The sequence below is a fragment of the Pseudodesulfovibrio karagichevae genome, assembly GCF_041414475.1.
In the GTDB taxonomy this organism is placed as follows: domain Bacteria; phylum Desulfobacterota; class Desulfovibrionia; order Desulfovibrionales; family Desulfovibrionaceae; genus Pseudodesulfovibrio; species Pseudodesulfovibrio karagichevae.
Genome location: NZ_JBGLYH010000011.1, coordinates 57,809 through 84,422, shown reverse-complemented (window position 1 = coordinate 84,422; position 26,614 = coordinate 57,809). Strand labels below are relative to the sequence as shown.

The 26,614-nt window shown below is 65.1% G+C and carries 25 protein-coding genes; 8 read left to right on the top strand and 17 right to left on the bottom strand.

The window, feature by feature from the left end; translation table 11 throughout:
• Positions 1 to 456: 456 nt before the first annotated feature.
• From AB6M95_RS06090 to AB6M95_RS06075, 4 genes are all read right to left on the bottom strand, one after another.
• Positions 457 to 2,445 carry a monovalent cation:proton antiporter family protein gene (locus tag AB6M95_RS06090; RefSeq protein ID WP_371385851.1) on the bottom strand — a complete coding sequence of 663 codons (1,989 nt, stop codon included), beginning with the start codon at positions 2,443 to 2,445 and terminating at the stop codon, positions 457 to 459.
• Positions 2,446 to 2,730: 285 nt separating this feature from the next.
• The gene (locus AB6M95_RS06085; RefSeq protein ID WP_371385850.1) at positions 2,731 to 3,057 is read right to left on the bottom strand and encodes a ComEA family DNA-binding protein; all 327 of its coding nucleotides are present in this window, start codon (positions 3,055 to 3,057) and stop codon (positions 2,731 to 2,733) included.
• 78 nt (positions 3,058 to 3,135) lie between these two features.
• Positions 3,136 to 4,575 (bottom strand): aryl-sulfate sulfotransferase, encoded by a 1,440-nt coding sequence (locus AB6M95_RS06080; protein ID WP_371385849.1) that lies wholly within the window; start codon positions 4,573 to 4,575, stop codon positions 3,136 to 3,138.
• 94 nt (positions 4,576 to 4,669) lie between these two features.
• Entirely contained in the window at positions 4,670 to 6,178 is a 1,509-nt protein-coding gene (locus tag AB6M95_RS06075; protein ID WP_371385848.1) for an aryl-sulfate sulfotransferase, read from the bottom strand.
• A 537-nt stretch (positions 6,179 to 6,715) separates the two neighbouring features.
• On the opposite strand from AB6M95_RS06075, the gene AB6M95_RS06070 reads away from it, so the two are divergent.
• Positions 6,716 to 7,633, top strand: coding sequence for a transporter (locus tag AB6M95_RS06070; protein ID WP_371385847.1), 918 nt, complete (start codon positions 6,716 to 6,718; stop codon positions 7,631 to 7,633).
• A gap of 70 nt (positions 7,634 to 7,703) precedes the next feature.
• On the opposite strand, the gene AB6M95_RS06065 is transcribed toward AB6M95_RS06070, so the two are convergent.
• The 9 genes from AB6M95_RS06065 to AB6M95_RS06025 form a co-directional block, all read right to left on the bottom strand.
• Entirely contained in the window at positions 7,704 to 9,059 is a 1,356-nt protein-coding gene (locus AB6M95_RS06065) for a sigma-54-dependent transcriptional regulator (RefSeq protein ID WP_371385846.1), read from the bottom strand.
• 3 nt (positions 9,060 to 9,062) lie between these two features.
• A complete protein-coding gene (locus AB6M95_RS06060; protein ID WP_371385845.1) occupies positions 9,063 to 11,003 on the bottom strand; it encodes an ATP-binding protein in 1,941 nt (646 codons plus the stop codon).
• Between the two features lie 151 nt (positions 11,004 to 11,154).
• On the bottom strand, positions 11,155 to 11,850 hold the full coding sequence (locus AB6M95_RS06055; protein WP_371385844.1) for a DUF1573 domain-containing protein: 696 nt from the start codon (positions 11,848 to 11,850) through the stop codon (positions 11,155 to 11,157).
• Positions 11,851 to 11,860: 10 nt separating this feature from the next.
• Positions 11,861 to 12,322 carry a multiheme c-type cytochrome gene (locus AB6M95_RS06050; RefSeq protein ID WP_371385843.1) on the bottom strand — a complete coding sequence of 154 codons (462 nt, stop codon included), beginning with the start codon at positions 12,320 to 12,322 and terminating at the stop codon, positions 11,861 to 11,863.
• A gap of 10 nt (positions 12,323 to 12,332) precedes the next feature.
• Positions 12,333 to 12,629: a ComEA family DNA-binding protein gene (locus AB6M95_RS06045; RefSeq protein WP_371385842.1), complete on the bottom strand. Its 297-nt coding sequence runs from the start codon at positions 12,627 to 12,629 to the stop codon at positions 12,333 to 12,335.
• 22 nt (positions 12,630 to 12,651) lie between these two features.
• Positions 12,652 to 12,855: a hypothetical protein gene (locus tag AB6M95_RS06040; protein ID WP_371385841.1), complete on the bottom strand. Its 204-nt coding sequence runs from the start codon at positions 12,853 to 12,855 to the stop codon at positions 12,652 to 12,654.
• Between the two features lie 9 nt (positions 12,856 to 12,864).
• On the bottom strand, positions 12,865 to 13,017 hold the full coding sequence (locus AB6M95_RS06035; RefSeq protein ID WP_371385840.1) for a hypothetical protein: 153 nt from the start codon (positions 13,015 to 13,017) through the stop codon (positions 12,865 to 12,867).
• Positions 13,018 to 13,027: 10 nt separating this feature from the next.
• The gene (locus AB6M95_RS06030) at positions 13,028 to 14,188 is read right to left on the bottom strand and encodes a putative sulfate exporter family transporter (RefSeq protein WP_371385839.1); all 1,161 of its coding nucleotides are present in this window, start codon (positions 14,186 to 14,188) and stop codon (positions 13,028 to 13,030) included.
• 27 nt (positions 14,189 to 14,215) lie between these two features.
• Complete coding sequence (locus tag AB6M95_RS06025; protein WP_371385838.1) at positions 14,216 to 17,122, bottom strand: hypothetical protein; 2,907 nt, start codon at positions 17,120 to 17,122, stop codon at positions 14,216 to 14,218.
• 423 nt (positions 17,123 to 17,545) lie between these two features.
• Between AB6M95_RS06025 and tsaA the strand changes: the two genes are divergently transcribed.
• Positions 17,546 to 18,052: a tRNA (N6-threonylcarbamoyladenosine(37)-N6)-methyltransferase TrmO gene (gene tsaA / locus AB6M95_RS06020; RefSeq protein WP_371385837.1), complete on the top strand. Its 507-nt coding sequence runs from the start codon at positions 17,546 to 17,548 to the stop codon at positions 18,050 to 18,052.
• 89 nt (positions 18,053 to 18,141) lie between these two features.
• Positions 18,142 to 18,957: an alpha/beta fold hydrolase gene (locus AB6M95_RS06015; protein WP_371385836.1), complete on the top strand. Its 816-nt coding sequence runs from the start codon at positions 18,142 to 18,144 to the stop codon at positions 18,955 to 18,957.
• Positions 18,958 to 19,085: 128 nt separating this feature from the next.
• On the opposite strand, the gene AB6M95_RS06010 is transcribed toward AB6M95_RS06015, so the two are convergent.
• On the bottom strand, positions 19,086 to 19,862 hold the full coding sequence (locus AB6M95_RS06010) for a DUF169 domain-containing protein (RefSeq protein WP_371385835.1): 777 nt from the start codon (positions 19,860 to 19,862) through the stop codon (positions 19,086 to 19,088).
• Between the two features lie 273 nt (positions 19,863 to 20,135).
• Here AB6M95_RS06010 and AB6M95_RS06005 point away from each other — a divergent pair, with 273 nt between their 5' ends.
• Genes AB6M95_RS06005 through AB6M95_RS05985 form a run of 5 tightly spaced genes read left to right on the top strand, consistent with a single transcriptional unit; the run spans position 20,136 to position 24,313 of the window.
• Complete coding sequence (locus AB6M95_RS06005; protein WP_371385834.1) at positions 20,136 to 21,566, top strand: cbb3-type cytochrome c oxidase subunit I; 1,431 nt, start codon at positions 20,136 to 20,138, stop codon at positions 21,564 to 21,566.
• Complete coding sequence (locus AB6M95_RS06000) at positions 21,563 to 23,515, top strand: c-type cytochrome (protein WP_371385833.1); 1,953 nt, start codon at positions 21,563 to 21,565, stop codon at positions 23,513 to 23,515. The genes AB6M95_RS06005 and AB6M95_RS06000 overlap by 4 nt, the downstream gene beginning before the upstream one ends.
• Positions 23,512 to 23,697, top strand: a complete 186-nt coding sequence (locus AB6M95_RS05995) for a cbb3-type cytochrome oxidase assembly protein (protein WP_371385832.1) — start codon at positions 23,512 to 23,514, stop codon at positions 23,695 to 23,697. The genes AB6M95_RS06000 and AB6M95_RS05995 overlap by 4 nt, the downstream gene beginning before the upstream one ends.
• Positions 23,690 to 23,992, top strand: a complete 303-nt coding sequence (locus tag AB6M95_RS05990) for a hypothetical protein (RefSeq protein WP_371385831.1) — start codon at positions 23,690 to 23,692, stop codon at positions 23,990 to 23,992. The genes AB6M95_RS05995 and AB6M95_RS05990 overlap by 8 nt, the downstream gene beginning before the upstream one ends.
• 9 nt (positions 23,993 to 24,001) lie before the next feature.
• Positions 24,002 to 24,313 (top strand): hypothetical protein, encoded by a 312-nt coding sequence (locus tag AB6M95_RS05985; protein WP_371385830.1) that lies wholly within the window; start codon positions 24,002 to 24,004, stop codon positions 24,311 to 24,313.
• A 165-nt stretch (positions 24,314 to 24,478) separates the two neighbouring features.
• Here the strand turns inward: AB6M95_RS05985 and AB6M95_RS05980 are convergent, their stop codons facing one another.
• From AB6M95_RS05980 to AB6M95_RS05970, 3 genes are read right to left on the bottom strand one after another with little or no spacing between them, the layout of a single operon-like run.
• Positions 24,479 to 25,345, bottom strand: a complete 867-nt coding sequence (locus AB6M95_RS05980; RefSeq protein ID WP_371385829.1) for a universal stress protein — start codon at positions 25,343 to 25,345, stop codon at positions 24,479 to 24,481.
• Positions 25,346 to 25,366: 21 nt separating this feature from the next.
• A complete protein-coding gene (locus AB6M95_RS05975) occupies positions 25,367 to 26,164 on the bottom strand; it encodes a putative universal stress family protein (protein WP_371385828.1) in 798 nt (265 codons plus the stop codon).
• A gap of 36 nt (positions 26,165 to 26,200) precedes the next feature.
• Positions 26,201 to 26,602, bottom strand: a complete 402-nt coding sequence (locus AB6M95_RS05970; protein WP_371385827.1) for a response regulator — start codon at positions 26,600 to 26,602, stop codon at positions 26,201 to 26,203.
• Positions 26,603 to 26,614: the final 12 nt, after the last annotated feature.

Genomic DNA, 26,614 nt, shown 5'->3' with positions numbered 1-26,614 from the left:
ACGAACAACCATCGCTGATCCATAGGTTTGACCTCATTCCAGGGCATGGGCACCTCCAGGCTCTCATGCCCAAAGTGTTACCCATGTTCCCGGGCTAATGTGTTACCTATGTACCCGGGCTGTACCCTTTTCCTTCCCCTTCCCCCAGCCCCCCCCATCCCCATCCTTTCCTAAACTTCTTGTGCCGCTTCGCGGATGTGCGGGCGCGTAAAAGCACCCTTCTTTACTGACGATTAATCTAGCTCGAAGAAAGCAAAGCGACGAGGGACGACCTATCTCAACCCTCCGCACTCGCGCATGCGCATACAAAAGGTTTGGGAAGGGAGAGGGGATGGGGGTTCGGGGGAGCGGCAGCTCTTAGCGAGTCTTCGAGCTTTAGAGATGGCGACAGCAGAGATAGGGGAGAGGGAAAACGTTTTCCCAAAAGGTTTCCCTCTCCCCTTCCCCCGATTCTTCCTACGCCACACAGTCGGCGGTAGCGCTGGGTTCGGTGCGGGACAGGGAGCAGAACCGGGAACGATCCTGGTCGTTGCCGATGAAGGCCACGAGGTCGCCGGGTTGGAGGACGTAGGTCGCGTCCGGATTGGTTTTGAGCTGGCCGTCGCGGACCACGCCCACGATGGACGCGCCGGTGGCCTTGCGGACGTTGCTGTCGCCGATGGATTTCCCGGCCAGGGGGCTGGTGGGCGGGACCTTGATCCATTGCAGGTCGAACTGCTGTTCCGCACCCCGGAATTGGATGAGTTCGCGGTATTCGTCGGAGGATGAGGACAGCACGGAATAGAATTCCTGGCGGATGCGGTCCGTGTGCCGCTGGATTTCCACGGGCGACTTGCCCAGGCGCAGCAGAGACTGGCGGGACATCTCCAGGCTGGCCTCGAGTTCCGGCAGCACCGCCTCGTCCGCGCCCAGTTCCTTCATGTCGTGCAGGTGGTCGCGGGTGGTGGACCGGGCGATGATGTCCAGGCCGGGGCGGTCGCGCTTGGCGTTCTGGATGATGGACCGGATGGTCACCAGGTCGGGCACGGTGACGATGAGCTGGGCCGCATGGCGCAGTCCGGCGGCTTCGAGGACGATTTCCTGGCTGGCGTCGCCGTAGACCGCCGGGATGCCCGCCTTCTTGGCCTCTTCGAACCGCCGGTGGTCCAACTCCACGACCACGTGGGTCAGGTCGAACCGCTTGAGGACCTGGGCGATCTCCAGGCCGACACGGCCCGCGCCGAGGATGATCACGTGGCCGCTCAGCCCCTGGCTGGGCATGTTGGACGACTCCAGCTCCTCGTGGGAGAAAAGCCGCTTGCGCAGGGCATAGAGCCTCGCGGTCTGGCCGGAGATGATCGGGGTCAGGACCATGGAGATGATGGTCACGGTCATGATCATGGAATAGAGCTCGCGCGGGATGGACCCGGTGGACAGGCCGAGCCGGGCCAGGACAAAGGCGAACTCGCCAACCTGGAACAGGCCGAGCCCCACGGCCAGGGGCACGACGTTGCGGTAGCGGAAGACCTTGGCGACCACGGCGAAGATGAGCCCCTTGCCCACGCAGAGCACGGCCAGGAGCCAGAATATCTGGCTGAAGTGCTCCACCAGGTACATGGGGTTGAAGAGCATGCCCACCGAGGAGAAGAAGAGCAGCCCGAAGATATCGCGCAGGGGGATGATGTCGGACAGGGCCTGGTGGCCGAAGTCCGACTCGGACAGGACCATGCCCGCCACGAACGCGCCGAAGGCGAAGGACAGCCCGGCCAGGTAGGTCAGGTAGCCCACGCCCAGGCCGATGGCCGCGATGGCCAGGAGAAAGAGCTCGCGCGAGCCCAGCTGGGCGATGCGGGCCATGAGCCAGGGCAGCAGACGCGTGCCGAGCAGGATCATGGAGGCCAGGAACAGGGCGGCCTTGACCAGGGCGAAACCGAGCTTGGGCAGGCCGACCACCGGGTCGTTCAGCTCGGGCAGGACGATCATCATGGGCACCACGGCCAGGTCCTGGACGATGAGCATGCCGATCATGACCTTGGACGACAGGGTGCCGAGCCAGCCCTGGTTCATCAGGGTCTTGAGGATGACCATGGTGCTGGAGAAGGAGGCCAGCGCCCCGAGCCACAGGGAGGACTTCCAGTCGAAGCCCATGTAGTGGCCTATGACGAAGCCGAGCCCCATGGTCAGGAGCATTTGTATGGGCGTGCCGATGAGGGCCACCCACTTCACCGGCTTGAGGTCCTTGAAGGAGAATTCGAGCCCCAGGGCGAACAGGAGGAGCGCGATGCCGATCTCGGCCAGCAGTTCGATCTCGTGCGCCCCGGACACGGTCAGCCCGCCGGTGTAGGGCCCCAGCAGCACCCCGGACAGGATGTACCCCAGGATGATCGGCTGCCCCACCCGCTGGGCCGCCAGCCCGCAGAAGAAGGCGACGACAATGATCAGGATGATATCCGTGGCCAAACCCATCTCGAGGTCCACCTTGCGTTTATAATTGGTTGCGCGCGGGCCGGTGAACCGGCTCCGCGTCCCGGGGACGCGAGCCCGCCGTCCCGTGGGCGCGAAGTGCAAGCATAAAGGGTATCCCGGCCGGAATCCAGGCGAAAAGAAGGCTTGCGCACCGAAATGCACAAGCCTTCATTTTCATTACTCTTACTTCCCGAAACGAACGACGGCCGAAGCCCCGGCCGCATGGCGGACGGGCTGCGGTCCCGCTCGGATATCAGCCGGAGACGGCCCGAAGGCCGTCCCGGTCTAGCACTTGGACGGCGCGAGCGCGGGTTCGGCGTCCGGGTCGTAGATCACGTCGCCGTCGTCGGTGACCTGCGGGTTCAGCTCTTCCATGAAGTCCTGGGTCATGCCGGGCACCTTGAGCATGTCCTCGGCGGACTTGAAGGGGCCGTTGGCCTTGCGGTAGTCCACGATGGCTTTGGCCAGGTCCTCGGGAATGTCGATGTCCTCGATGGCCATGAGTTGCTCGGCGGTGGCCGTGTTGAAGCTGACGATGCCGCCCGCGAAGGCGGTTGCGGCGAAGAGCAGGCACAGGGCGGCCAGGCAGAGGGTGATGAGGGTCTGTTTCATGTCGCTATCCTTCTTTCTTGCTGAGACGGGCGGGACGGCCGGAGGTTGCGCCGCCCCGCCCAGGGGTTTGGTACTCGTCTAGCCGGCCTTGATCCGGAAGGTGGTGTTGTCCGGAGGCGTGACCTTGATCTCCGTGGGCTTCTTGAGCTGCGGCACGTAGTCGTACGGCACGCGGTAGGCCCGGTAGACCAGGTTGTACTTGCCGTTGGCGGTGTAGTACGGGCTGATGTATTCCCAGACGATCTCGTGGTCCGGGGTGACTTCCTGGAACTGCCCCACCGCGCCGTTGGTGATCAGCGTGTTGCCATTGGGCAGCCGCTGGGCCGAGGACACGTAGTCGGAGTAGAACTGGTACTTGTTGCGCATGCCCATCTGCTTGGCCGAGTGCTCCCAGACCACCTTGAGGGTGCACGGGTCGAACTCGATGACGCGGGAGTAGTCGCGGCGGGCGTCGGACCAGCCTTCGGGCGCGCCGGGGTTGCGCTTGCCGTAGCCCGCGTAGCCGCCGTTGTCATAGACCATGATGTTGCCCCCGCCCGGCAGTCCCTTGGGGATCATGTGGGTGTGGTGCTGGCCGATGATCTGGCCGAGCTTGGACAGAGCGCGCTTGTACTGCTTGCCGCCGAACTCCCACATGGAGTCGCGGTAGAACTCGGGGCCCACCTGCCAGAGGACCTTCTTCGTCTTCTTGTCGATGATGAAGCTGGTGTTGGTCTGGCGGCAGGAGATGATGATGTTCTCCGGGTTGAAGACCGCGTACTTCTCCTTGTCCTCGTCCCACCACTTGTTGGGGCCGAGGTAGGAGGCGGCGTTGACGTGGATCCAGTCTCCGCCCTTGCGGCCCGGGGTGCGGGTCATGGAGAAGGTCGGATACTTGTACATGGTCTTCTTGAAGTCCAGGGGGAAGTTCATCTCGTCGAAGTGCTCGGAGGCGAGCCAGTCCCAGACGACCTTGCCGTCGGCGTCCACCTCGGCGATGTAGTCGTCGTACAGTTCCTTGTCGGAGATGAACTGGTTGTGGACGAACTTGTGGGACAGGACGAGGATATTGCCCTTGTAGTTGTCCACCGGCATGCCCGGGGCGTGGTAGCCCACGGGATTGCCCTCGAACTGGTAGTCGTGGTGCATGCCCGCGCGCGGGATATTGCGGACGACCTTGTCGTTCCAGTCCACGACCACCAGGTCGGTGGAGTACGGGTCGTCCCAGACGCGGCCCTTCTTGTCCGGGGCCGGTCGCTTGGCGCCCGCCAGGTAGCCGCCCTTGAGCATCTTGGGCGGATGTTCGGCCTGGCCGATGTCTTTCCACTGCTTGACCACGTTGCCGTTCATGTCGATGAGGACGGTGCCCTCGGATTCCACCTCGGTGCCGAAGACGGTGAAACCGTTCCAGCACTTCTCGGGCTGGTAGATGGTCGTCCCGTGCGGGAAGACCGTGGGGAAGGACAGCGCCTTCAGGGGGTTGACCAGCGTCGCTGCGGCGGCCACGGCTGCGCCGGTGAGGAATTCACGTCTTTTCATTATGTTCTTTCTCCTTTGTCGCTCAATTCGCGCGACACGGATTGGAGTCTGTTGATCCGGGGCCGGAAGGCCGGCCCCGGGCTTGAAGCGTACCCTAGTAGGCGTTCATGGTCGGCCCGTCGCCGCCGTCGTCCTCCGCCGGGGCCTTGGCCGGGGCCTTGGCCGCCGCCGCGGGAGCCGCCGCGGGAGCCGCCGCCGGAGCGGCAAAGCCCGCGCCCGCGTGGTAGTCGCGGAAGAAGCGCGGCGCGTCGTCGCCGGCGATGTAGCCCTGCGGGGTCAGGGTCTTGCCGTAGAAGGCCGGGTAGTCCTCGCCGTAGCGGTAGGCCCGGTGGACCATGTTGGCCATGCCGTCGATGTGGGCCTCGAAGGGCAGGCCGTCGATGTTGTGGAACACGGCCTTGGCCTTGCCCGCGGAGATCGGGTTGACGAATTCCCAGACCAGCCGCCCCTCGGGATTGACCTCGAAGATGTGGCCGCCGTGGGTGGAGGTGATCAGGGTGTTGCCGTTCTTCAGGCGCTGCACCGCGCCCTGGCGGTGGGAGTTGAAGCTGTTGGTGTGCCTGGTCCGGAACTCCCAGACGACCTTGCCGGTCTTGGGATCGACCTCGACGGCGCGGGACCGGCGGTCCTGCGGACGCTCGGAGCCGTTGTCGAAGATCAGGACGTGGCCGTTCTTCAGCGGGGTGGCGCAGTGGTTGCCGAACAGCTTCTGGGAGCCGTCATCCCAGTATCCGGGCTTCTTGGCGTTGGGGTCCCAGGCCGAGGGGTTGCCCCAGCGGTATTCCACCTCGCCGGTCTTGTGGTTGATGAAGTAGAACTCGGACAGGTTGCGCGAGTTCATGACCACGGTGTCGGTCTCGGGGATGTAGTTGACGGTGTTGAAGTGGGACCAGTCGTAGGTGGCGTACATCTCGCCCATGGGCATGGGCAGGGTGTAGTTGATGTCGAACTTCTTGGGGCCCTTGCCGATGTGGTCCTTGATGTGCCACTCCCACACGGTCTTGCCAGCGGGATCGATCTCGCGGACGAAGTCCACCCAGAAGCGGTCGTGGGGAATGCCCTTGGACATGACCGGCTTGGTCGGGATGGTCAGGGGGTTGCGGCCCAGCTTGCGGGCCTCGTCGTTGGTCAGGGTCTCCCAGCCGAGGATCATGGTGTTGCCGTTGGGCATGCGGCAGAAGGTGTGATGCTGGATCTCCTTGTTGGGGATGAACATCTTGTATTCCCAGACCTTCTTGCCGTCCCAGTCGAATTCCTCGAGGATGCCGCCCGCGCCGCCGATGCCGCAGTAGCCCACTTCCGTTTTCCGGGGCAGGGCTCCGGCGCGCAGCAGGTGGCCGTTGGGCAGCAGCACGGAGTGCAGCCCGGCGGTGTATTCGCTCTGCCAGGTGTGAACGATGTTGCCGCGCATGTCGATGAGATAGGTGGTCTTGCTGGCCACCGTGGGGTCGAACAGGGTGTATCCCTGATAGGCCTTGGCCTGGTCGTAGTACAGTACACCGGTGGGACCGGTGATGGCTTCATAGGCAAACGCCCCCGAACTCAGGACGATCACGGAGATCCCGAGCAGAAGAGCCAGATGCCAGCGTTGCAGTTTGAGCACTCTTTCCTCCTTACCTGTTTCAAATACGATTGATGCCTACACGGACCGTTCGTCCGGCCCGGACAGTCCGAATCCCCATCCCGGTCACTCTCGGGGAAAACGGGCGTCCGGCGGATGCCGCACGAGACGCACAGTGGCTCAACCAAGTTTCATGCCACTGTGACAGGCAGGAAAAATATCTTTTAATTCAGTATAATATATCGCACCACACAGAGCGGGCACCCCCCTGCGCATGCGCCCGCACGCACACACTGTGTCCCTCCCCGCACAAATGAGCCCGCGAGCATGGGTCCAACCCGGCGGACGCCCCCCTCTCCCCCTGCCCCGCAACCCCCGGCAGGCCTGGACGCGGGCGCGCCGGGCGGGCGCGCGGGAACGACGCTGGAACGAATCTTGATCAATCGGCCGAATCCGCCCGGAAAGTCTGCTCCGGCGGACCGTTGCCGCGCAGGTGATCAGCGTGATCCGAAGCGGGAGCGGCAAGAGTGCAACCCCGGCGCGGCCGCCGCGCGCCCGCGCCGAGCAAGTGGAGGAAGAATGAAAAGGATCAACATCGGATTGCTGGGCTGCCTGGTACTGGCCCTGCTGGTCGTCTCGGCCCATGCCGAGGAGACGACGCCCGTGGCCTGGGGGGGCGTGGGCTCGACCTTCGGTCCCTGCGGCCTGGGCGTCCCGGCCGGATTGCTCGCCGTGGGCGGCAACGTCGTCTTCGCCAAAAGCAACGGGGTATGGGAAAGCGACAGCCGAGTCAACGGCAAGGTCAAGACCACCAAGCTCAACGAAATCTTCAAGACCCGCTACGGGCTCATGAAGGGACTCGACATCCGCACGGCCACCCCGATCTACAACGTGCACATGGACAAGACGAACGCGGCCAACCGCGACGTGTACGGCATCGGCGACACCTGCGTGTTGCTGCACAAGACGCTGCTCAGCCAGAAGGCCGGCGCCCCGCTCTCCGTGGGCATGGACTTCGGCGGCATCGTGCCCACCGCGTCGGTCAGCGAACACTCGTCCGACTTCGTGGGCAACGACGCCTGGGGCGTGATGGGCGGCCTGGGCGGCACCTACTTCCTGGGCGCCAACCGCTTCGACTCCGAGGTCAACTACGCCACCTTCACCGAGGGCGCCCACGACTACCGGAAGGGCAACCGCCTGCGCTGGAACCTGGGCTACGCCTACGCCCTGTCCGATCTCTGGGACCTGGGCGCGGAGTCCTCCTGGGAGATGAGCGACGAGTCCGCGATCGAGGGCGTGGGCCAGCGCGACGCCTACGTGGAGTGGTACGCCGGGCCCAAGGTGGTCTTCAAGTACAAGCCGTGGAACCTCAACGCGGGCCTGGTGGCCAAGGTGCCGGTGCACCGCTGGTACGAGAGCAACAAGGTCGGGTCCGACGACTTCCGGCTGGAGTGCAAGATCATCAAGGCCTTCAACCTGAACGCCCTGTTCGACTAGCCGCACCCCGAAAACGACAAGGGCCGGTCCGCGAGGATCGGCCCTTTTTCGCGCCCGCGCCGGGGCGGGCTCAGAGATTGTAGGATTCGATCTTGTCGTACAGGGTGCGGCGGCCGATGCCGAGGATCTTGGCCGCCTTGGAGCGGTTGCCCCCGGCCGTGCCCAGGGCCTGGCGGATGGCCTTGATCTCGGCGTTCTTGACGGCCTGTTTCAGGGAGACCGCGCCCTCCTCGCTTCCGTCCCCGTCCTCGGGGAAGCAGAGGGGATGGGCGCAGAGATCCTCCACGCTGATGGTCTGGCCCTCGGCCAGGAGCACGGCCCGCTCGATGACGTTCTCCAGCTCGCGGATGTTCCCCTTCCACGGGGAATCGCGCAGGGTCTGCATGGCCCCGGGCGTCAGGGACTGGACCTTCTTGTTGTAGCGGAGGTTGAACTTGCGCACGAAGTGCCCCACGAACAGGACCATGTCCTCCTGGCGGTTGCGCAGGGCGGGCAGGTGCAGGGGGATGACCGCCAGCCGGTAGTAGAGGTCCTTGCGGAACTCCCCGGCCTCCACGGCCTCCTCCAGGTTGCGGCTGGTGGCCGACAGGAAGCGCACGTCCACGTTGATGGGCGTGTTGCCGCCCACGGGCTTGATCTCCTTCTCCTGGATGGCCCGCAGGAGCTTGACCTGGGTGGAGGGGGTCAACTCGCCGATCTCGTCCAGGAAGATGGTCCCGCCCTGGGCCTCCTCGAGCAGACCGCGCTTGGCCCGGATGGCCCCGGTGAAGGCCCCCTTGACGTGGCCGAAGAGCTCGCTCTCGAGCAGGTTCTCGGAGAGCGCCCCGCAGTCGATGGTGAAAAACGGTTTCTCCGCCCTGGAGCTGGCGTTGTGGATGCGCTTGGCGAACAGGGACTTGCCCGTGCCGGTCTCGCCCTGGATGAGGATGGACACGTCCGAGTCCGAGACCTTCTCCACCATGGTCATCATCTGCTGCATGAGGGCGTTGTTGCCGATGACCATGGCCCCGGAGTCCGCCTGCTGCTCGCGCTCGCTGAAGGTCTCGAGCTTGCGGTGCAGCCGGCCGTACTCGATGGCCCGGCGGGCCAGCAGGGCCAGCTCCTGGGTCTTGAACGGCTTGGTGATGTAGTGGTAGGCCCCGAGCTTGATGGCCTCCACCGCCGTCTCGATGGTCCCGGCCCCGGTCATGATGATGAACGGCTGGATGTGGTCGATGCTCCTGATCTGCTTGAGCAGTTCGAGCCCGGTCATGGACTCCATGGCCAGGTCGCTGACCACCAGGTCGTAGGCCGTCTCGGACAGGGCCTTCCATGCCTCCTGGCCGGAGGAGGCCGTGTCCACCACGTATCCCTGGCGGCCGAGGGAGCGCTTCAGGACGTTGAGCAGGTCGTGCTCGTCGTCCACCAACAGTATCTTCTCGGGCATGGCTTATGCTTCCTCGTGCCGGACCGACGGGAACTCCAGGTACATGCAGGTACCCATGCCCGGTTCGGATTCGGCGAAAATCAGACCGTCATGGCGTTCCACCATGCGGCGGGTGATGAACAGCCCCAGGCCGAAGCCGCCCTTGCGCGAGGAGAAGAACGGCTCGAAAATCTGGGTCAGGTTGTGGCGCTCGATGCCCGTGCCGTTGTCGCTGACCTCCAGGCGCACGGTCTCGCCCTCGCCCTGCCCGGCCTTCCTGGCCCGGATCAGGATGCGCTCGCCCTCGCCGGTCACGGCCAGGGAGTTGAAGACCAGGTTCATGAGCACCTGTTGCAGGGCGCGCTCGTCGCCCCGGATGAACAGCGGCTCGCCGGGCAGTTCCAGCTCCACCCGCTTGCGCTTGCGGCTGCCGAGCAGGGACAGGGCGTCGCGGACCAGGTCGCCCACCTCGATGACGTCCATGCTCATGGGCTTGGGCGTGGCCGCCTCGAGCAGCCCTTTGGTGATCTCGCCCGCGCGGATGGCGTTGCGCTGCACGGCCAGGAGCCCGGACTTGACCTCCGGGGCCAGGTCCTCCTCGAACATGAGGTCCTCGGCGTTGGCCTGGATGACCCCGAGGGGATTGTTGATCTCGTGGGCCAGGGAGGCGGCCATCTTGCCGATGATGCCCAGCCGCTCGGACTGGATCAGCTCCTCCTCCATGCGGTTGCGCTCGGTCACGTTGCGCGCGAACAGGCAGGCCAGAAGCTGGGTCTGGACCGGTCCCTGGATGATCCGCCCGGCCACCTCCACCTCCATGGGCTGGCCCCCGCCACCGGTCATATCGAATTCGAACTTGTCGCAGCCGTCGTTGAAGACCTTCTTGAGGAAGGCGTCGATCTCGTCGACGTATTCGCGGGTGACGAGCTGGCGCAGGGAGACCTCCCCGACCGGGGACGGGAAGCGCAGGGAATCGTGGGCCCGTTCGTTGGCGTGGAGCACGAGCCCCTCCTCGTTGACCAGGAAGATCATGTCCGGCGAGGACTCGATGAGGTCGCGGTAGCGCTGCTCGGTGCGGCGCAGGTCCTGGGTGACCCGGTCCACCCGGCGCTTGAGGGAGACGTTCCAGGCCACGATGGCGATGAAGATGATTCCGGCCGCGCCCGAGGCGATGGCCGCGTACTTGGCGTAGTACCGGATGTCGTCGGTGATGGTCGGCTTGCCGAACCATTTGTCCCGCAACTGGGCGTCCAGGCCCGTCTCCTGCAGGCGGTGGAAGGCCCGCCGGATATCCGTGGCCAGCTCGGGCCGGTTCCGGGGCACGATGATGCCCAGCGGGCTCTCCCCCAGGACCACGCCCTTCTTCATGATGTCCGGGATCTGGTAGCGTTCGATGAGGTCGTCGGCCACCCGCTCGGACGGGGCCACGAACACGTCCATGACCCCCTGGCTGACCATGTTCAGGGCCTCCAGGGGCGAGCTCATCCAGACCGTTTCGTCGCCGAGCTTGATATCGGCGTTGTAGGGCGCGGAGGTGATGGCCACGACCTTCCTGTTGTTCAGGTCGCGCAGGCAGGTCACGGAACGGCAGTCCTTGTTGACGTAGAGATGGTGGCGCAGGCTGATGCCCACCGGAATCCAGATGGCGTCCAGTTCGTCGGCCGCTTCCTTGGAGTCGTGGGCCAGGATGTCCACCGAACCGTTCAGGAACAGCTCGCGCCGCTTGTCCAGGTCGTGGATGGCCCGGAACTCCATGTCCGCGCCCATGATCTTGCCGAGCATGGCCATCTCGTCCACGGAATAGCCGCGCACCCCCTGCACGCCGTCCTTGACGGCCAGAAAGGAGAACGGGGGCGACAGGGCCCGGGTGCCCACGTGGTAGACCGGGCGCGCGAAGGCGGGCCCCTGCGGCAGTATTGGGAAAAGCCCGAAACAAAGCAGGAGGAGCGGAAGAATGCGGCGCATGATCGTCAGCCTATCGCAAAGCGGCACGGCGCGCCACAGCGCCGTGGTGGGGTTCCAGGAAACGCCGAAGTCCCCCGGCAGGAGGAGTGCCGGGGGAGCTCGGTGAGAGGAGGTTGATGACACGTCGGTTCATCGTTGTTCCGGGGGAACGTTATTTCACGGTGCCGAGAAGGACCGCCTTGTAGCCCTTGCCGATGTCGTTGCGGGCGTCGGAGTGGATCATGACCATGTCCAGGAAACGGCCCGGCGCAAGCCCCTCCAAGGCGAAGCCGATGTTCACGGACTGCCCGGCAGGCACGGTCAGCCCGCCCTGCCAGTAGGTCTTCCCGAACTTCTGCGACTTCAGCGCCGTGACCTTCATGGGCGCGTCGCCCGCGTTGGTCACCCGGACGGACACGGCGTTGGCCTGCCCGGCCTTCAGGGTCCCGAGGTCGACCTTGCGCGGCTCGACCTCCATGACCCCCATGGGGATGGGGTCCACGTAGCCCAGGATGTGGACGACGTCCTCGGTCCCGCCGTCCGCGCCGGTGAAGATGTGGACGGTCTTGTCGAACTTACCGGGGTACTTGAAGGTATGGTAGGTGATGACCATGGTGGCGGTCTCGCCGGGGGCCAGTTTGGTCTTGTCCAGCCTGGTGGTGGTGCAGGCGCAGCTGGTGGAGACGTTGGCGATCTCGGCGTCGGTCCCGGACGCGTTGGTCAGGGTGATGGTCCTTTCCGCGTTGGGGCCTTCCTTCATGTTGCCGAACCGGACCTGAGTCTCGCTGATCTTCAGCTGGCTCGCGGACGCGGACGCGGCCAGGCACAGGACCATGGCCAGGGCCACGGCGATGGTACGCACTTTCATTGCTTGTTCCTTATTGTTCCCCGTGCACGAGACGGGATTTGACCTTGTAGTCGAAGTTGCGGTCCTGACCCTCGGTGTGGCAGACGCGGCAGGCCTCCTCGCCGGGTTTGGCGACGATGTCGGCCGGGTCCTGCGACTGGACGTGCTTCCGTCCGGGGCCGTGGCAGGCCTCGCACTGCACATCCTTGAGCTCCGGGGTCAGGTCCATGTCGATGAATCCGCCGTCCGCGTCCATGGCCACCACGTGGCAGCGCACGCAGCCCGGCACGGACTGCTTCTCCTCGCCCTGCTGCCTGAGGTCGTCGAAGGCGCTGGCGTGGGGGGTGGTCTTCCACCCCTTGACGATGTCGGCGTGGCACTCCGCACAGGCGGTGTAGCCCACATAGTCGCCGAACAGCTCGGCGTGGGCCATGGCCGCCGCAAAGCTGAGCGCGAAGCAGGTGGCGGCGACGAACAGAAGCAGACGGTTCATGGTCTCACCCCTAGCAGTTGCAGTCCGAGGCGGGCTCTATGTAGATGACCTTCTCGAGCTTGCGCAGCAGGGCGTTGTCCACGCCGTCTATGTCGAGCAGCTCGGACATGTCCACGAACTCGCCGTTCTCGGTGCGGGTCTTGACGATCTCCACGGCCAGCTCGTGGCTGATGCCGTCGATGGCCTCGAGCTGTTCCACGGTGGCCACGTTGAGGTTCAGCTTGCCGGTGTTGTCCCCGGCGAAGACGGTGGACGCGGACAGGGCCAGGGCCAGAAGCAGGGCGAATGCGATGCAGATCTTTTTCATGAACGATACTCCTAAACGGGATTTACCAGCCAAGGTAATGGTGGCTGTACAGGAAGAACCAGGCCAGGCAGGAGAGGACTCCGCTGGCGATGCCGGAAACGGTTTTTCGGAAGGTCGAGGCCGTGTCGCGGCCCGCCTTGAACACGCCCAGGTACAGGGCCGCCGTGGTCAACAGGACCAGCAGGACCGCGAACAAGGGCAGGATGACGTAGTAGATGCCGTGCATGGATACCTCCTAGAGCAGGCCCAGGTACTGGCTGACGGTGATGAAGGCCATGACGGCCAGGGCGAAGAGGATGCCGAGGGTGTCCCGGTCCTGTTCCTCCACGCCCGTGTTGGCCATGAAGTCGAAGCCGGTTTCGTCGGTGGTGTTGGGATGTCTGTTCATCTCGTTCCTCCTAGGCCGGAAGCAGGCCGGTTTTGACGCACAGTGCGATGGCCGCGAGCAGCAGGACGATGCGCAGCACGCCCGCTATGGCGGTCACCGCGAACCCCTTGAGGCCGTGCCGGGTGATCTCGCGCAGGGGCAGGGACAGGCCCAGAGCGGCCGCGGCCAGGGAGAAGTCCCACTTGACCATCTCGAAGATGGCGTGGTGGGCGGGCTCCTTGAACAGGTGCAGGCAGGCCAGGGCCCACAGGAAGACGAACACGCCGAGCCAGAGCGGGAAGGTCTTGATGCCGCGCGTGGCCGTGACGGTCTCGTCGGCGCGGTTCCTCAGCTTGCGAACGAACATGACGATGAAGACGTAGAGGAAGCCCGCGGGCATGATCACGTGGCGGCCCACGTCGAACCAGGAGGCCCAGCGGCCCGCCTCGTAACTCGAACCGAAGGCCGCGAACAGGGACTGGGCGTTGTTGCCCACGCCCACGGCCGAGGCCAGGCCCAGGGACCGGGGCGACAGCCCGATCCAGTCGCCGAGCACGGGCACCAGGAACATGGAGACGAGCCCGAAGCCGATGACGCAGGCCGTCCCGTGGACCACCTGGCCGCCCTTGGCCTTGATCAGCGGCATGAGGATGGCGCAGACGTGCGGGTCGCCCGTGGCCAGCCCGCCCGCGATGATGGACCCGTGGCGGTCGTCGAGCTTGAACAGCTTCGAAATCCACAGGGTCAGGGTGGCGGTCAGGAACAGGAACACGGTGCAGATCAGGATGGGCGCGGCGCCGAGCTTGAGGGCGTGGCCGAGCATGAAGTGCGGGGCAAGCATGATGATGCCGAGCGGCATGAGCATGTGGATGTAGGACAGGCCGCGCTTCCAGCAGTCGGGCACGCCGAAGACGTTGGCCACGATCAGCCCGAGGAGCAGCGGGTTCCAGACGAAGTTGGAGTTCAGGACCTGGAAGAAGGCCTGGTGGCGCACCGGGCCGATGACCCCGTCCAGCCAGGCGAACAGGTTCTGCAGGGTGAACGGGTTGGGCACCCCGGCCAGGTTGTTGCTGAAGATGGCGATGAAGAACATCGCCAGCAGACCGGGCAGGACCGCCTTCAGGTCGTACAGGGCGCTGAACCAGGAGGTCCGGCCCTGGGCGTAGTTTATTGCCATGCTATGGGTATTCATTGGTTTTCCTTGTGATGTCTTGGGCCGCTAGCGGCGTATGTGGGCGGAGCCGCCGGTGTTCACCGAGCCGCTGACCTTTTCTTGCGGGGCCCTGGAGCCCACGCGCCAGTGGTCCATGAAGCCCAGGCGCGGCAGCATGGACAGCCGCAGGAAGCCCTCGATGGTCCCGTTGACCCCGACCAGCACGTCCACGTTGTTGCGCGGACGGAAGGCCAGGTTGTCGGTCTTCTCGACCTCGTCCCCGGCCCCGGTCTCGAGGTGCCAGGCCATGACCGTCTCGCCGTCGAAGCTGTCGAGGACGATGCGGAAGAGCGGCTCGCCCTGCTCGTTCTTCGGGCCCTCGTAGACCGGGTGCTCGTTGTCCAGGACGATCGCCTCGGGGTTGTCCAGCAGGACTTCGTTGAGTTGGTAGCAGTGGCCGCAGACGTCCGGCCGGACCATGAAGCGCGGGTCGAACTCGAAGGGCGTGTCGCGCTCCAGCTCCTGGATGCCGGTGTACAGCCAGAGGTTGGCCTTGCCGTCCTTGAACGGGGCCTCCAGGTCCATCTCGGCCAGGACCGAGCCGACCTTGAACTGCATCATCCGGGCGGTCTCCATGTGCTGGGGCAGGAGCTTGCGGGTCTCCGCGTTGAGCGGGCCCACGGTCTTTTCGGCGACCACCTTGCCCGCCTTGTCCACCAGGGCCAGGGCGACGGTCCCGGCCTGTTCGTCCAGGCCGTCGCAGCGCAGCGTGAACTGGCCGAGCCGGGCCGCGCCGCCCGCGCCCAGGGGCTGCGCCTTGGGCTTCTTGTAGGTGTAGCTGATGCTCTGCAGGGACGGGGTGCCGAACTCCCTGATCTTCACGTAGTTGGAGCCGATGTACTCGGGCTGGATGTAGGTCGCGCCCTCGGAGAAGAGGTCGGGCATGAAGTAGCGGTCACGGGCGGCCTTGTCCTCGCTGAACCCCTGGGCCAGGTAGAAGTGCGCGCCCCAGCGGTTGCCGGAGTACTTCATCAGCGACAGGGAGGCCACGGGCCGGTCGTCCAGGTAGGACATGCCGGTGTAGCGCAGCGCCTTGTTGCGCACGCCGAGCAGCTCATCCTGCCAGTACATCAGGTTGCCGTCGCCCATGGGCTGGTTCTTCCACATGTCCAGGTCGAAATCCTTGCGCACGAAGGTCCCGGAGGAGAACGTGGTCAGGTAGGCCCGCCTGCCGAGCAGGAAGAAGCTCTCGCCCGCCAGGGTGCGGATGTTGCGCGCGTTGCGCGAGGTGTAGCACAGCCCGGCCGGGGGAATGACCACGCGGTTGTTGCGGTAGTCCACGTAGGACCCCCGGACCACGATGGCCTCGGCGGACAGGAGCCGCTCGCCCTTGCGGTTGCGCGATACCTTGCGCATGAGCCCCTTGAGCCGGGGCACGAAGGGCGCGGTGTGGTCCGGCTCGTAGAACGAGGCGTCCGGGATGACCTGGGGGTAGGAGGTGAACTTGGACTCCTCCACCACGGTGCCGTAGGACGAATCCGCCAGCCGGGTCAGGAAGGAACGCTCGATGATCGGTTCGAGCACGGGCGAGGAGCCCAGGAAGAAGTCGATGTCGTTCTTCCCTTCCGTGGGCCACATGACCATGTTGTCCGTGCGCATGAAGTAGTAGTCGCGCACGTACAGGCTGCGGACCACGTCCTTGTCCAGGCCGCCGACCACGACCTTGAAGGCGTGGCGGTTCCAGACGTCGGAGTACTTGACCGGTCCGTCGTAGGCGTCGTGGTCCTTGTCGAAGGTGATCGGCTGGTTGTTCTCGATCAGCAGCCTATGGAGCATGCCGGTCTTGAGGTCGGGCTCCAGGACCACGTTGTAGCGCGCGTCCAGGGGCCAGGGCCGGCCGTTCTTCACGGTGACCAGGTCGCGGTAGACCACGAAGGAGAAGCGCCCGGAGGAAAAGCCGTGGGCCTTGCCCGTGGACCAGGGCACGAAGTCCGAGTCCTTGAGGAAGGAGGGGTCGATGACGATCTCCACGCGCATGTCCAGTTCCGGGACGGTCAGCTGGTACTTGTCCACCTCGTCCGGGCGGGTCTTGTACTCCTGGGCCGTGGTCGGCTTGACCAGCTTCTCGGCCAGCACCTCGCTGCCGGTGAAGTTGGTCACCCGGACCAGGAAGCCGTCGGCCCGGCGGAAGGCGTAGATGCGCTTGTCGAGGTAGTAGCGGAAGTCCTCCTGGCGCACCTCGAGGATCACGGGCCGCTGCAGGGAGAAGGTCGCCTCGGTGATCTCCGGGAACTCGATGGAGGCGAACTCCGCGTCGTCGAAGTCCACGTTGCGCGCCACGTACTTGCTGGCCCCGAAATAGTAGGTGTTGTCCAGGTAGAACTTCTCCAGCTGGGGGTTCAGCCCTTCCTTGAGATGAATGTCCCGGACCTCCTCCCGCTTGGGGAACCTGGAGGCGATGGGGAATTCCAGCGGAAAGCCCCCCGAGGGGGAGATGACCGCGAACTCCGCGTAGGGCACGTCGTAGTGGTCCGTGGAATAGTCGAACCACAGCCGGTAGCCGGAATCGCCCAGCGGCTTGCGGTCGCCCTTTTTCAGGGCCACGTCGGTATAGGTCCGCGTGGCCGTCTTGAGATCCACCAGGTAGGTGTGTTCGCCCAGGACCAGGAACGGGTCGCGCATGAGCGGCCGGGCGTCGTGGGAGGTCTCGGACAGGTAGAACAGCCCGCCGGGCTGGACCGTGGCCTTGCCGTCCGCGATCTCGCTGCCGCGCAGGACGATGGCCTCGGTCAGGCTCTTTTTCTGCCCGAGCTGGTTCTTGTAGACCTTGTTCCGCAGGCCCGCCAGGTGCGGCAGGAAGGTCATGTCCGCCGACGGCGACAGGCCGTGCGGATCGGTTGCGGCCATGCCCGCGCCCGGCAGGGCGAGGAGCAGGACCAGGGCAAGGGCCAGTAGTCTGAATGTGTGTTGCATATCCCTGTTTCCTGAAAAGCTGAGTTCAACGTCCTATGGACAACCTGCCGTTCCAGGAAACAAGAAGCGTACCAAGCCCTCGTACTATGTTTTTATTCCGTATTTACAGTGTGTTGTGAGAATCACGCAAAAGCCGCCCGCGCCCGGTTTGTGCGCCCGCCCGCACAGCGAAACAGTGTGTGTTCGACCGCACGCACACTTCGCCGGTCCGCCCTTCCCTCTCCTGACGGGACCGGCTCCGACGGGCGTCACTGGCCCCCGTACGGCGCAATCGACACTTTCGTAAGATTAATATTTCAAATATGTACGAAAACTCACAAATGTAGGTGTGTTCATTCTTAATAATCTGCTGTAATAAAAGGGAATAACTGTTGGCACAATGTATGCTTCACCGGACACAACACACCAAACAAGGCGTATTGAATGCAGATCACCTACCGACCCATAGGCTTTTTCCACACCCCGCACAAAACCACCACGGGCATGCCCATCCAGCCCTCCGGGGCCCAGGGGGTCAAGGGGACCATCAATATCCTGCCCGAGTTCCGCGAGGGCATCCGGGACATCGAGGGGTTCTCGCACCTGATCATCCTCTACCACCTGCACGAGATCTGCGGCCAGGAACTGACCGTCATTCCCTTCCTGGACCAGACCCCGCACGGCATCTTCGCCACCCGCTCGCCCAAACGGCCCAATCCCCTGGGGCTGTCGGTGATGGCCCTGTGCGGGGTCTCGGACGAGGGCATCATCCTGAACAACGTGGACGTGCTCGACGGCACGCCCGTCCTCGACATCAAACCCTATGTCCCGGACTTCGACGTCTGGCCCGCCGACCGCGTGGGTTGGTTCGAGGGCAAGTCCGGCAACGCGACCACCAAACGCAGCGACGACCGCTTCTCGGCCTGCACCCTGAAGGAGACCGGAAGCTAGGCCCGTTTTTCCGCAACGGCATCCCGAAGCGCTCGCGGACCCAAGGCCCGTGCCCGGCCGACCGATGCAAACACCATGTGAGGTGAATCATGGCAGTCTTCGTTCTCTTGCACGACGCTTTCCAGGGCGGCTGGGTCTGGCGCCAGACGGCCCTCGAGTTGCGCGACCTCGGCCACGAGGTCCATACCCCGAGCTACGCGGGGCGCACCCTGCCCTTTGACCCGGAGAGCGCGGACAGCCCGGCCCGGGCCGCCCTGGACAACCTGGTCCGCTACTTCGAGGCCGAGGCTTTGACCGGCGCGACGGTCGTCTGCTCGGGCTGGTCCGGCCTGCTCGGTCCGGCCCTGGCCGGAGCCCTGCCCTCGGCAGTGCGCAGCCTGTTCTTCTGGGACGCCGTGGTTCCCGAACCCGGCAAGAGCTTCATGGAGGTCTGCCCCGCCGCCCTGGCCGGAGCCATCGACGGCAACAGCGAATCCGGCGAGGTCGCGCCCTTCGTGTCCGGCCCCCTTTCCTGGCTGGAATGCGGCGCGGACTCCACCTCGCTCCTGGCCCCCTTCCCCAGGCGGGCCTTCACCGAGCCCTACGCGGGTCCGGCGCGGGGGAGCTGGCCCGAGTCCGTGTTCGTGCACTCCCCGGAAGAGGACGCGCCCGGGTCGCCCTTCGGCCGCCAGGCGGTCGAGGGCGCGGGCATGCCGTGGCTCGAACTGGACATGTACGAATATCCGCTCATGGCCCGGACGCAGGAACTGGCCCGCCTCCTGGCGGACCGGGCCGCGCCCGGCGCGTCGCGCAACGGGGACGGCTGCGCCCGCAACCCCATGCCGCACGAGATGCGCATGCAGTATTGTTCGCATTACCGCAAACGCCACGAGATGGCCGTGGCCTCTGCCGGAATTGACGCCTGACGGCGGGCTGCCTCCTCCCGCCCGTCGGCAAGGCGGCCCTCGCCACCCGGGCCGCCACCCCCGTCACCGTCCGCGCCGGAAGCCGCACCATAGCCCGGCGCGGACGGGTCGTCGGGGGATGATCCCGCCTACTGTTCCTTCTTGAAGATGATCAGCGGGCAGTTCTTGCACACGTCCGCGCCGGGGAACCCGTCGCCGGGCCGGGTGATGGAGCTGCTGCCCGCCTCGATCCGGTCCATGAGCCGGTCGAAGACCGCGCCGAACTTCTTGCCGGGGATGATCACGTTGATCTCGCCGCGCTCGGTCTTGCCCGCGTTGTAGCTGCCCGAGCAGGCCGGGAGCATGTTGAACTCCTGGGACATGTAGGTGCTGACGTTGCCGCCGCAGGCCGAGGAGTTCATGGTGATGGTCGGGCGCAGGGGGTGGGTGTCCGTGGCCGCCATATAGTCCACGGCCAGGTGGTAGGCCTGCATGTTGTCACAGTAGAAGTGCACGGTGTCCGGCTCGTAGAGCCCGTCCACCGAGCCCAGCGGGGCCACGGCGATGCCGAGCAGCCCCTCGGGCAGCCTCGCCTTGGAGCGCACGAACCGTTCGGCCTGTTCCAGGTCCCTGGTGTACTTGGCGTGGCCCTTGATCTCGGCGTCGTCCAGATCCTTCCAGCCGAAGCTGTACTTGGCGTTACCGCAGCCCAGCCCGGCATCCCCGGCGTAGACGATCTGGCCCTTCATGCGCGCGCCCAGCTCCCACTGGCAGAAGGTCATGGGCTTGACCGGGGCGTAGATCTCCGGGGCCGCCTTGTGGAAGGCGTCCAGTTCGGCCTGGTCATAGAAAAACTTGACCGCCACGGGGTAGTGATAGAGGCGCAGCTCGCGCATCAGGACTTCCTGCATTTCCTTGTACGACATGATGTCCTCCCGAATGGGTTGTGGTGATCGCGGCCGCGCGGGCCGCGTGCGAATGGTTTCGGCTGATATTATGTTAAAATAAACATAATGCCGATCCGGAAACGGCAAACCTAGCACCACGCGCTCGCGGGCGGCAAGACCGTCACGAAAAAGGGGGAATCGCGGGCTTTTTTGCGTCAAACGGCAAAAGACACCGAGCCGACGGCCGCTCCCCTACCGTTCCGTGGCAAACCGTGCTATGGTCCTTGCCAAATTCAGTTTTCGGGAGGGAGCGTGTTCGACAAAACGGATAGCGCAAGCGTCAATTTCATGATCAGTTCCGTGATCTGGGTCCTGCTCGGAGTGAGCATGGGCCTGATCCTGGCCCTGCAGTTCATTATCCCCGACCTGTTCCACGGCATCCCCTGGCTCGTTTTCGGCCGGTTGCGCCAGGCGCACACCAACACGGTCATGTTCGCCTGGCTGTCCATGGGCATGATGGGGCTGTGGCTCTACATCCTGCCCAGGCTGACCGGGCGCAGGCTGTGGAGCGAACGGCTGGCCAACCTGTCCATGGTCCTGTGGAACCTGGCCGTGGCCGGAGGCATCTTCGGGCTGCTGGCCGGGGCCAGCCAGGGCCGCGAATACGCCGAGTTCATCTATCCGGTGGACCTGGCCCTGATCGCGGCCGTGCTGATGACCACGCTCAACGTCTACATGACCGTGGCCCACCGCACCGAGTCCAAGCTCTACGTGTCCGTCTGGTACATGATCGGCACGCTGGTCTGGATGCCCTGCCTGTACGTCATCGGCAACGTCATGTGGCACCCCGCCACCGGCTCCATGACCGGCATCGCCGACACCATGTACAACTGGTTCTACGGCCACAACATCCTCGGGCTGTGGTTCACCACCGGGCTGCTGCCCGTGGTCTACTACATGGTGCCCAAGATGACCCGCACCCCTCTGTACAGCCACGCCCTGTCCCTGGTGGCCTTCTGGGGGATCATCTTCTTCTACACCGGGGTCGGCGCGCACCACCTGCTGTGGACGCCCATCCCGTACTGGGTCAAGACCTTCTCCGTGGCCGAGAGCATCGGCATGATCCTGCCGGTGGCGGCCTTCATGATGAACATCTGGATGACCATGCGCGGCAACTGGAACAGCTTCTTCCGCGACATCCCCCTGCGCTTCGTCATCACCGGCTGGGCCGCCTACATCCTGGTCTCCTACCAGGGCTCCCACCAGTCCCTGCGGGCCATCAACAACCTGACCCACTTCACGCAATACGTACCGGGCCACGCCCACCTCTCGCTGCTCTTCTTCGCCGCCACCATCGTTATGGGCGGCATCTTCTACGCCCTGCCCAAAATCCTCGGCTGCCGCCTGTACAGCCGCCAGCTGGCCAACATCCAATACAGCCTGCTCTTCGTCGGCTTCCTGTTCTTCTTCAGCGGCTTCACCCTGACCGGCCTGGTCCAGGGCACCGCCTGGGTCAACCAGGGGCTCCCCGTGTGGAGCGTCCTGCCCGGCCTGCGGCCCTACATGCTCCTGCGCGCCGTGGGCGGCGTGCTGGTGGTCTTAAGCTTCTTCCTCTTCACCTGGAACGTGCTGGCCACGGTCATCGCCCGCAAGCCGGTGCGCACCCCGCCGGGGGTCAGAGTCCACCCGCCCTTCGCCGATGAAGAGGACGGGGAGAGCGTCCCCGAGGGAGGTGCCGCATGAGGATGACCTTCCCGAAAATATTCTTCGGCGGCATGATCGTCTTCACCATCATGGTCATGATGGTCGTGTTCATGCCCTCGCTCCTGTGGTCGCCCAAGCCCACCGTGGCCGCCCATCCGTTCACCGACCGGGAGATGCTCGGGCGCAGGCTCTTCTGGTCCAACGGCTGCAACTACTGCCACACCCAGTACGTGCGCAAGGCCGACAACGCCATGGGCACGGTCTCCGAGGCCGGCGACTTCGCCTACGACACCCCCCCGCTGCTCGGGTCCGAGCGCACCGGGCCGGACCTGACGCACATCGGCCGCAAGCGCAGCGAGCAATGGGAGATCGACCACCTGCGCAACCCGCGCGCCTTCTCGCCCATGTCGATTATGCCTCGCTTCGAGTTCATGACCGAGGACGAACTGCGCGCGGTGGCCGCCTACCTTTTCCGCCTGGGAGACCGCGTGGCCCTGACGCGCATGGTCCCGTCGCCCGCGTCCTACGCCCAGTCGGCCGACTCGGCGCCCCCGACCATGGTCGGCACCGATTCCAAGGCCCCCATCGGCTGGCCCTCCTGGAACGAGTCCGGCCTGCAGGGCGGCAAGGAGATATATTTGACGCGCTGCATGACCTGCCACGGCTGTGCGGGCAACGGCCTGGGCTCCTATGCCGGAACCCTGATCGTCACCCCGGCCGACTTCCGCCAGGCCCCCTTCAAGACCATGCCCGAGGACCAGTGGTTCTGGCACGTGTCCGAAGGCGTCCAGGGCTCGGTCATGCCGCCCTGGAAAAAGGCCCTGACCGAGGCCGAGCGCTGGCAGGTCATCCGCTACATCCGGACGATCTTCGCCCGGCCCGCCATGCGCGCCCCGGTTCCGGGCACCCCGCCCGCCGACATGGCGGGCGCGCGCAACCCCCTGCCCCTGACCCAGGACGTCCTGGAACAGGGCAAGAGCGTGTTCACCCGCGAATGCCTCGTCTGTCACGGCGACGCCGGGCGCGGCAAGGGCCCCTACCGCGCCGGGCTCCAGCCCCCGCCGCCGGACTTCGCCGACACCGCGCGGTACGGGACCGCGGACAAGCCGATCTTCACCGACGCCGACTACTTCTGGCGCATCAGCGAGGGCGTCCCCTGGACGGCCATGCCCACCTGGAAGCTGCACTACGGCGAGACCGACCGCTGGGCCCTGGTCCACTACGTCCGCGCCCTGCTGACCCGGACCGAGACCCCGCCGCCCGTTCCCAAGAACAAGTTCCGCTTCCCGGACATATACAAGGAGCAGCGGTTCCCCAAGACCGTGAACATGGAGCGCGGCAAGGCGGTCTTCACCGAACAGTGCGCGCACTGCCACGGCCTGGCCCTGGACGGCCAAGGATGGGACGGCCTCGTGCTGACCCCCAAGCCCCGCGACTTCAGGACCATGCGCAAGGAAAAAATGACCCCGCAGTCCCAGGGCGAGCATCTGGCCAAGGTGACCTTCGGCGTCTACAACTCGGCCATGCCCCGGTGGGCGGAATTCATGCCCGAATCCCAACGCTGGGACGCGATCAAGTACCTCATGGCCGTGACCATGATGGGACTGAAGAAGAGCCAGAGCTCCTTCAAGCCGGGCACCGTGGACGCGGCCTTCGCCACCCTGTCCCGCGACAGGTGGGTGACAAAGGGCGGCAACGTCATCTCCCCGGCCAAGGGAGCGCAGACCTGGAAGACCTACTGCGCCACCTGCCACGGCCCCCGGGGCAAGGGGAACGGCCCCGGCACCCTGAACAGCGCCAGCCCGGGCCCGTCGCCCCTGCCCGCGAACATGACCGACGGCTACGTCTACTGGCGGATCGTCGGCGGCGTCCCGGGCTCGACCATGCCGGGCTTCACCGCCCTGCTCGACGACGAGGCCATCTGGAACGTCACGGCCTGGACCGTTGACGGCGGCTGGAACGACCAACCCGAGGAGGCCGGACAATGAACCACGGCATGTGGGTGGTCCTCGGCTGGTCCGCCTTCGTCATCCTGACCGGGATCGTCTTCCTGGTCTGGGGCTGGCGCAGGGGACAGTTCAAGGACGTGGAGGAAGCCAAGTACCGGATGCTCGAAGACCGTGAACCGGCCCCCTGGCCCGACAAGGAGGAGAAGCAACGCCATGGTTGAGAACGTCACCGATTACGACGACCTCTATTTCTGGATTCTCTTGAGCTGCGCGGTGCTGATCCTGTTCAGCGTGGCCCTGGCCATGCACATCAAGGCCAGGCGCCCGGCGGGCTCCAAGGGACACCGCGACGACGACGGAGACAGGCCCGAGGACATCCGGGCCGACGGCTACATCGACTCTTTCGCCAACCATATCGAGGAGGCGGGCGGAAGCATGCCCCCGGTGGTCCGCCTGACCCTGGTCGGCGTGATCGCCTGGTGGGTCATCTACCTCGTGCTCTACTGGACCCCATAGGAGGCGGCCATGGCCTACATCCATCAGATCAGCTTCATCATCGACAGAGACCAGCTCGGCAGGCTGGACGTGGGCTCCCCCCTGCAAAAGGGGCTGAGTTTCCTGCGCGTCCAGCTGCCCGACTTCGAAGGGTTCATCACCTCAAGGGCCCGCTACTCCATCGACGAGGGGAACGACGTCCTCGTGGTCGTGGAGTCCGTCTGGGACGACTACGAGAGCCTCGAGGAGCACCGCGCCTCGGGTGTGACCGAGGAAAAACTGCGGGACGATTTCGGCGACCTGCGCGACTTCCGGGTGCGGGAGTTTGTTGAGGTAGACTGACCGCCCGCCCGCTTCACCACGCGAAAAGGCCCGGAGGACTTTCCTCCGGGCCTTTTCGCGTCCGCCCTGAAACGGGCGGGGGATGGCCGTCTCCCGTGGGAGCGGCTTGGCGACGAGGCCTCCCGCTGGGGGGCGGGAGGCCTCGCCTCCGGTTCGGTACGCGGGTCAGCGCAGAATCAGCATGGATGAGGAGGCATGGTTAACCAACGCATTGACCCTTTTGGAGTGAAATAGACGCTGCAGGGGGGACTTGTGCTTGAGCCACAGGGCCATGAGGTCGTCCTTGCGCCCGGATTCGATGAAGGTCTCCAGGGAGTCCTCGTCCACCACCCGAATCAGGGCGTGGACGTCCCGCTTCAGGTAGTAGTCCAGGACCTCGCCCATCTTGGATTCAACCTCCTCGCGCAGCTCGCCCTTCTTGAGCACGCCGACCACCTCGAGTCCGGCGGCATAGATGGTCACCCACTGGTTGATCAGTTCGAGCGACTCCTGGGAGATGTCGGCGTGGTCCAGGCAGCAGACCACACGCGACGTGGCCGGTTCCTCGCGGATGACGAAGACCGAGCAGTCGGCCGCGTCTGCCACGCGGCCGGGCACGTCCGAGCCCCGGCCCCAGCCGCCCTCGTGCTGGCCGCAGCCGAGGATAATCAGGTCGCAGCCCTCGGCGTCGGCCTCGCTGGTGATGGCCTTGACCGGGTCGCCGCCGCGCAGGTGGAGCTTGAAGGTCTTGCGTCCCGAGAGGTCCTGTTCCAGGACCTTGTCCTCCCGGCGGGCGAACGGCCCGTCCTCCCGGCCATCGTACAGGTCCACGTCCGGCCCCAGGGCGTCGATAAAGTCGGCCCGGTAGCGGTTCAGCAGCCGCAGCCGGGGATGGGCGTGGGCCGGGTCCAGCTCCTCCTCGGCGATGTAGGCGCGGTTCTTTTCGATGGCCAGCATGACCACGTCGGCCCAGGTGTTGGCCGCCAGGCGGGCGGCCTGGCGCACGGCGTACCGGCTGTAGGCGTTTTCATCCACGGCGACGAGTATCTTCATGTCAACTCTCCCTTGGTACGGTTACCAGCAAATGAGGATGGGGCTGGAGACCAGTCCCAGGACCTCGGTCAGGGGCGACTTGCGGTTGGACTTGCGGTCCATGTGGGCCAGGATCATGCCGTAGTCGCCCAGGCTGCGCGCGGCGGTCTCGGGCGCGCCGAGCAGCGTGAAGGAGCGGGCCGGGGCGTAGCCGAGCTTGCCGAGCAGCTCCGCGCCCTCGCTCAAGAGTTCGTCGGGATGCGGGTCCTGGTGCAGGTCGTCCATGGCGTAGGCGCACAGGTCGAAGTCCACGGCCCGCCCGCCGAACAGGTGGTGGAACCGGGCGACCAGGGACTCCACGTCGGTCTTCTCGTCCAGGAGCAGGGCCAGCCGGTCGGACTGGATCATGTTGCGCACGAGCAGGACCGGGCACGGCATCTGGCGGTAGAGCTTGGAGCGCAGCCGCTTGCGGAACGCGCCGGTATTGAAGTTGGCCACCTCCCCTTCCACGAAAAAGTCGTACCCGCCGAGCCGCAACTCCTCGAGCAGGGTGTCCTCGCGGTCGCCCACGCGGACGATCGGGTTGGGCAGGATGAAGCAGTCGAGCTTTTCGCTGTTCAGGATGCGCTGCACTTCCTCGAGCCCGGCCTGACGCAGTCCCGACTCCCAGGAGCGGCGTATCCAGCCGGTTTCCGAGGAGTGCGGCTTGTGGTCCGGCTCCTCCACGTGCACGGGCTGCACGGCGATGCCGAGCAGTTCCGCCTTCCGGCACAGGTATCGCAGGGCCACATTGGACGCCAGCGTCATTTCCACGGGGACAAGAGCTTTCAGCATGTCCATGGGCACACCTCGCTTTTTGAATAATTCATGAAATCCCTATTCCTTCCCTTCTTTGCCGAGGCGGATGTGTTCCTCGGCCTTCCTGATGACTTCCTGGATCTCGCCGAGCTTGAACGGCTTGGCCAGGAAGTCGAACACGCCCTTGCGCATGGACTCCTTGGCCGTGTCCATGGTGGCGAACCCGGTGATGACGATGACCTCGGTGCTCGGGGAGAGCTTCTTGACCTCGGCCAGGAACTGCATGCCGTCGATGCCTTCCATCTTCAGGTCGGTGACGACGATGTCGAAGCTCCGCTCCCGGATGCGGGCCATGGCCTGGGCGCTTTCATAGAAGCTCTCCACCTCGTAGCCCTTTTTTTCCAGGGCGGGCTGGAGCCGCTTGCTGACGATGGGTTCGTCGTCGAGAATGAGAATACTGGTCTTCGATGTGGCGGTCATACTGCCAACCTC

What these genes read in the sequence shown, in the direction of transcription:
- AB6M95_RS06090 (WP_371385851.1), bottom strand. Translation starts at nt 2,445, where the DNA reads ATGGGTTTGGCCACGGATATCATCCTGATCATTGTCGTCGCCTTCTTC.
- AB6M95_RS06085 (WP_371385850.1), bottom strand. Translation starts at nt 3,057, where the DNA reads ATGAAACAGACCCTCATCACCCTCTGCCTGGCCGCCCTGTGCCTGCTC.
- AB6M95_RS06080 (WP_371385849.1), bottom strand. Translation starts at nt 4,575, where the DNA reads ATGAAAAGACGTGAATTCCTCACCGGCGCAGCCGTGGCCGCCGCAGCG.
- AB6M95_RS06070 (WP_371385847.1), top strand. Translation starts at nt 6,716, where the DNA reads ATGAAAAGGATCAACATCGGATTGCTGGGCTGCCTGGTACTGGCCCTG.
- AB6M95_RS06065 (WP_371385846.1), bottom strand. Translation starts at nt 9,059, where the DNA reads ATGCCCGAGAAGATACTGTTGGTGGACGACGAGCACGACCTGCTCAAC.
- AB6M95_RS06060 (WP_371385845.1), bottom strand. Translation starts at nt 11,003, where the DNA reads ATGCGCCGCATTCTTCCGCTCCTCCTGCTTTGTTTCGGGCTTTTCCCA.
- AB6M95_RS06055 (WP_371385844.1), bottom strand. Translation starts at nt 11,850, where the DNA reads ATGAAAGTGCGTACCATCGCCGTGGCCCTGGCCATGGTCCTGTGCCTG.
- AB6M95_RS06050 (WP_371385843.1), bottom strand. Translation starts at nt 12,322, where the DNA reads ATGAACCGTCTGCTTCTGTTCGTCGCCGCCACCTGCTTCGCGCTCAGC.
- AB6M95_RS06045 (WP_371385842.1), bottom strand. Translation starts at nt 12,629, where the DNA reads ATGAAAAAGATCTGCATCGCATTCGCCCTGCTTCTGGCCCTGGCCCTG.
- AB6M95_RS06040 (WP_371385841.1), bottom strand. Translation starts at nt 12,855, where the DNA reads ATGCACGGCATCTACTACGTCATCCTGCCCTTGTTCGCGGTCCTGCTG.
- AB6M95_RS06035 (WP_371385840.1), bottom strand. Translation starts at nt 13,017, where the DNA reads ATGAACAGACATCCCAACACCACCGACGAAACCGGCTTCGACTTCATG.
- AB6M95_RS06030 (WP_371385839.1), bottom strand. Translation starts at nt 14,188, where the DNA reads ATGAATACCCATAGCATGGCAATAAACTACGCCCAGGGCCGGACCTCC.
- AB6M95_RS06025 (WP_371385838.1), bottom strand. Translation starts at nt 17,122, where the DNA reads ATGCAACACACATTCAGACTACTGGCCCTTGCCCTGGTCCTGCTCCTC.
- tsaA (WP_371385837.1), top strand. Translation starts at nt 17,546, where the DNA reads ATGCAGATCACCTACCGACCCATAGGCTTTTTCCACACCCCGCACAAA.
- AB6M95_RS06015 (WP_371385836.1), top strand. Translation starts at nt 18,142, where the DNA reads ATGGCAGTCTTCGTTCTCTTGCACGACGCTTTCCAGGGCGGCTGGGTC.
- AB6M95_RS06010 (WP_371385835.1), bottom strand. Translation starts at nt 19,862, where the DNA reads ATGTCGTACAAGGAAATGCAGGAAGTCCTGATGCGCGAGCTGCGCCTC.
- AB6M95_RS06000 (WP_371385833.1), top strand. Translation starts at nt 21,563, where the DNA reads ATGAGGATGACCTTCCCGAAAATATTCTTCGGCGGCATGATCGTCTTC.
- AB6M95_RS05995 (WP_371385832.1), top strand. Translation starts at nt 23,512, where the DNA reads ATGAACCACGGCATGTGGGTGGTCCTCGGCTGGTCCGCCTTCGTCATC.
- AB6M95_RS05990 (WP_371385831.1), top strand. Translation starts at nt 23,690, where the DNA reads ATGGTTGAGAACGTCACCGATTACGACGACCTCTATTTCTGGATTCTC.
- AB6M95_RS05985 (WP_371385830.1), top strand. Translation starts at nt 24,002, where the DNA reads ATGGCCTACATCCATCAGATCAGCTTCATCATCGACAGAGACCAGCTC.
- AB6M95_RS05980 (WP_371385829.1), bottom strand. Translation starts at nt 25,345, where the DNA reads ATGAAGATACTCGTCGCCGTGGATGAAAACGCCTACAGCCGGTACGCC.
- AB6M95_RS05975 (WP_371385828.1), bottom strand. Translation starts at nt 26,164, where the DNA reads ATGGACATGCTGAAAGCTCTTGTCCCCGTGGAAATGACGCTGGCGTCC.
- AB6M95_RS05970 (WP_371385827.1), bottom strand. Translation starts at nt 26,602, where the DNA reads ATGACCGCCACATCGAAGACCAGTATTCTCATTCTCGACGACGAACCC.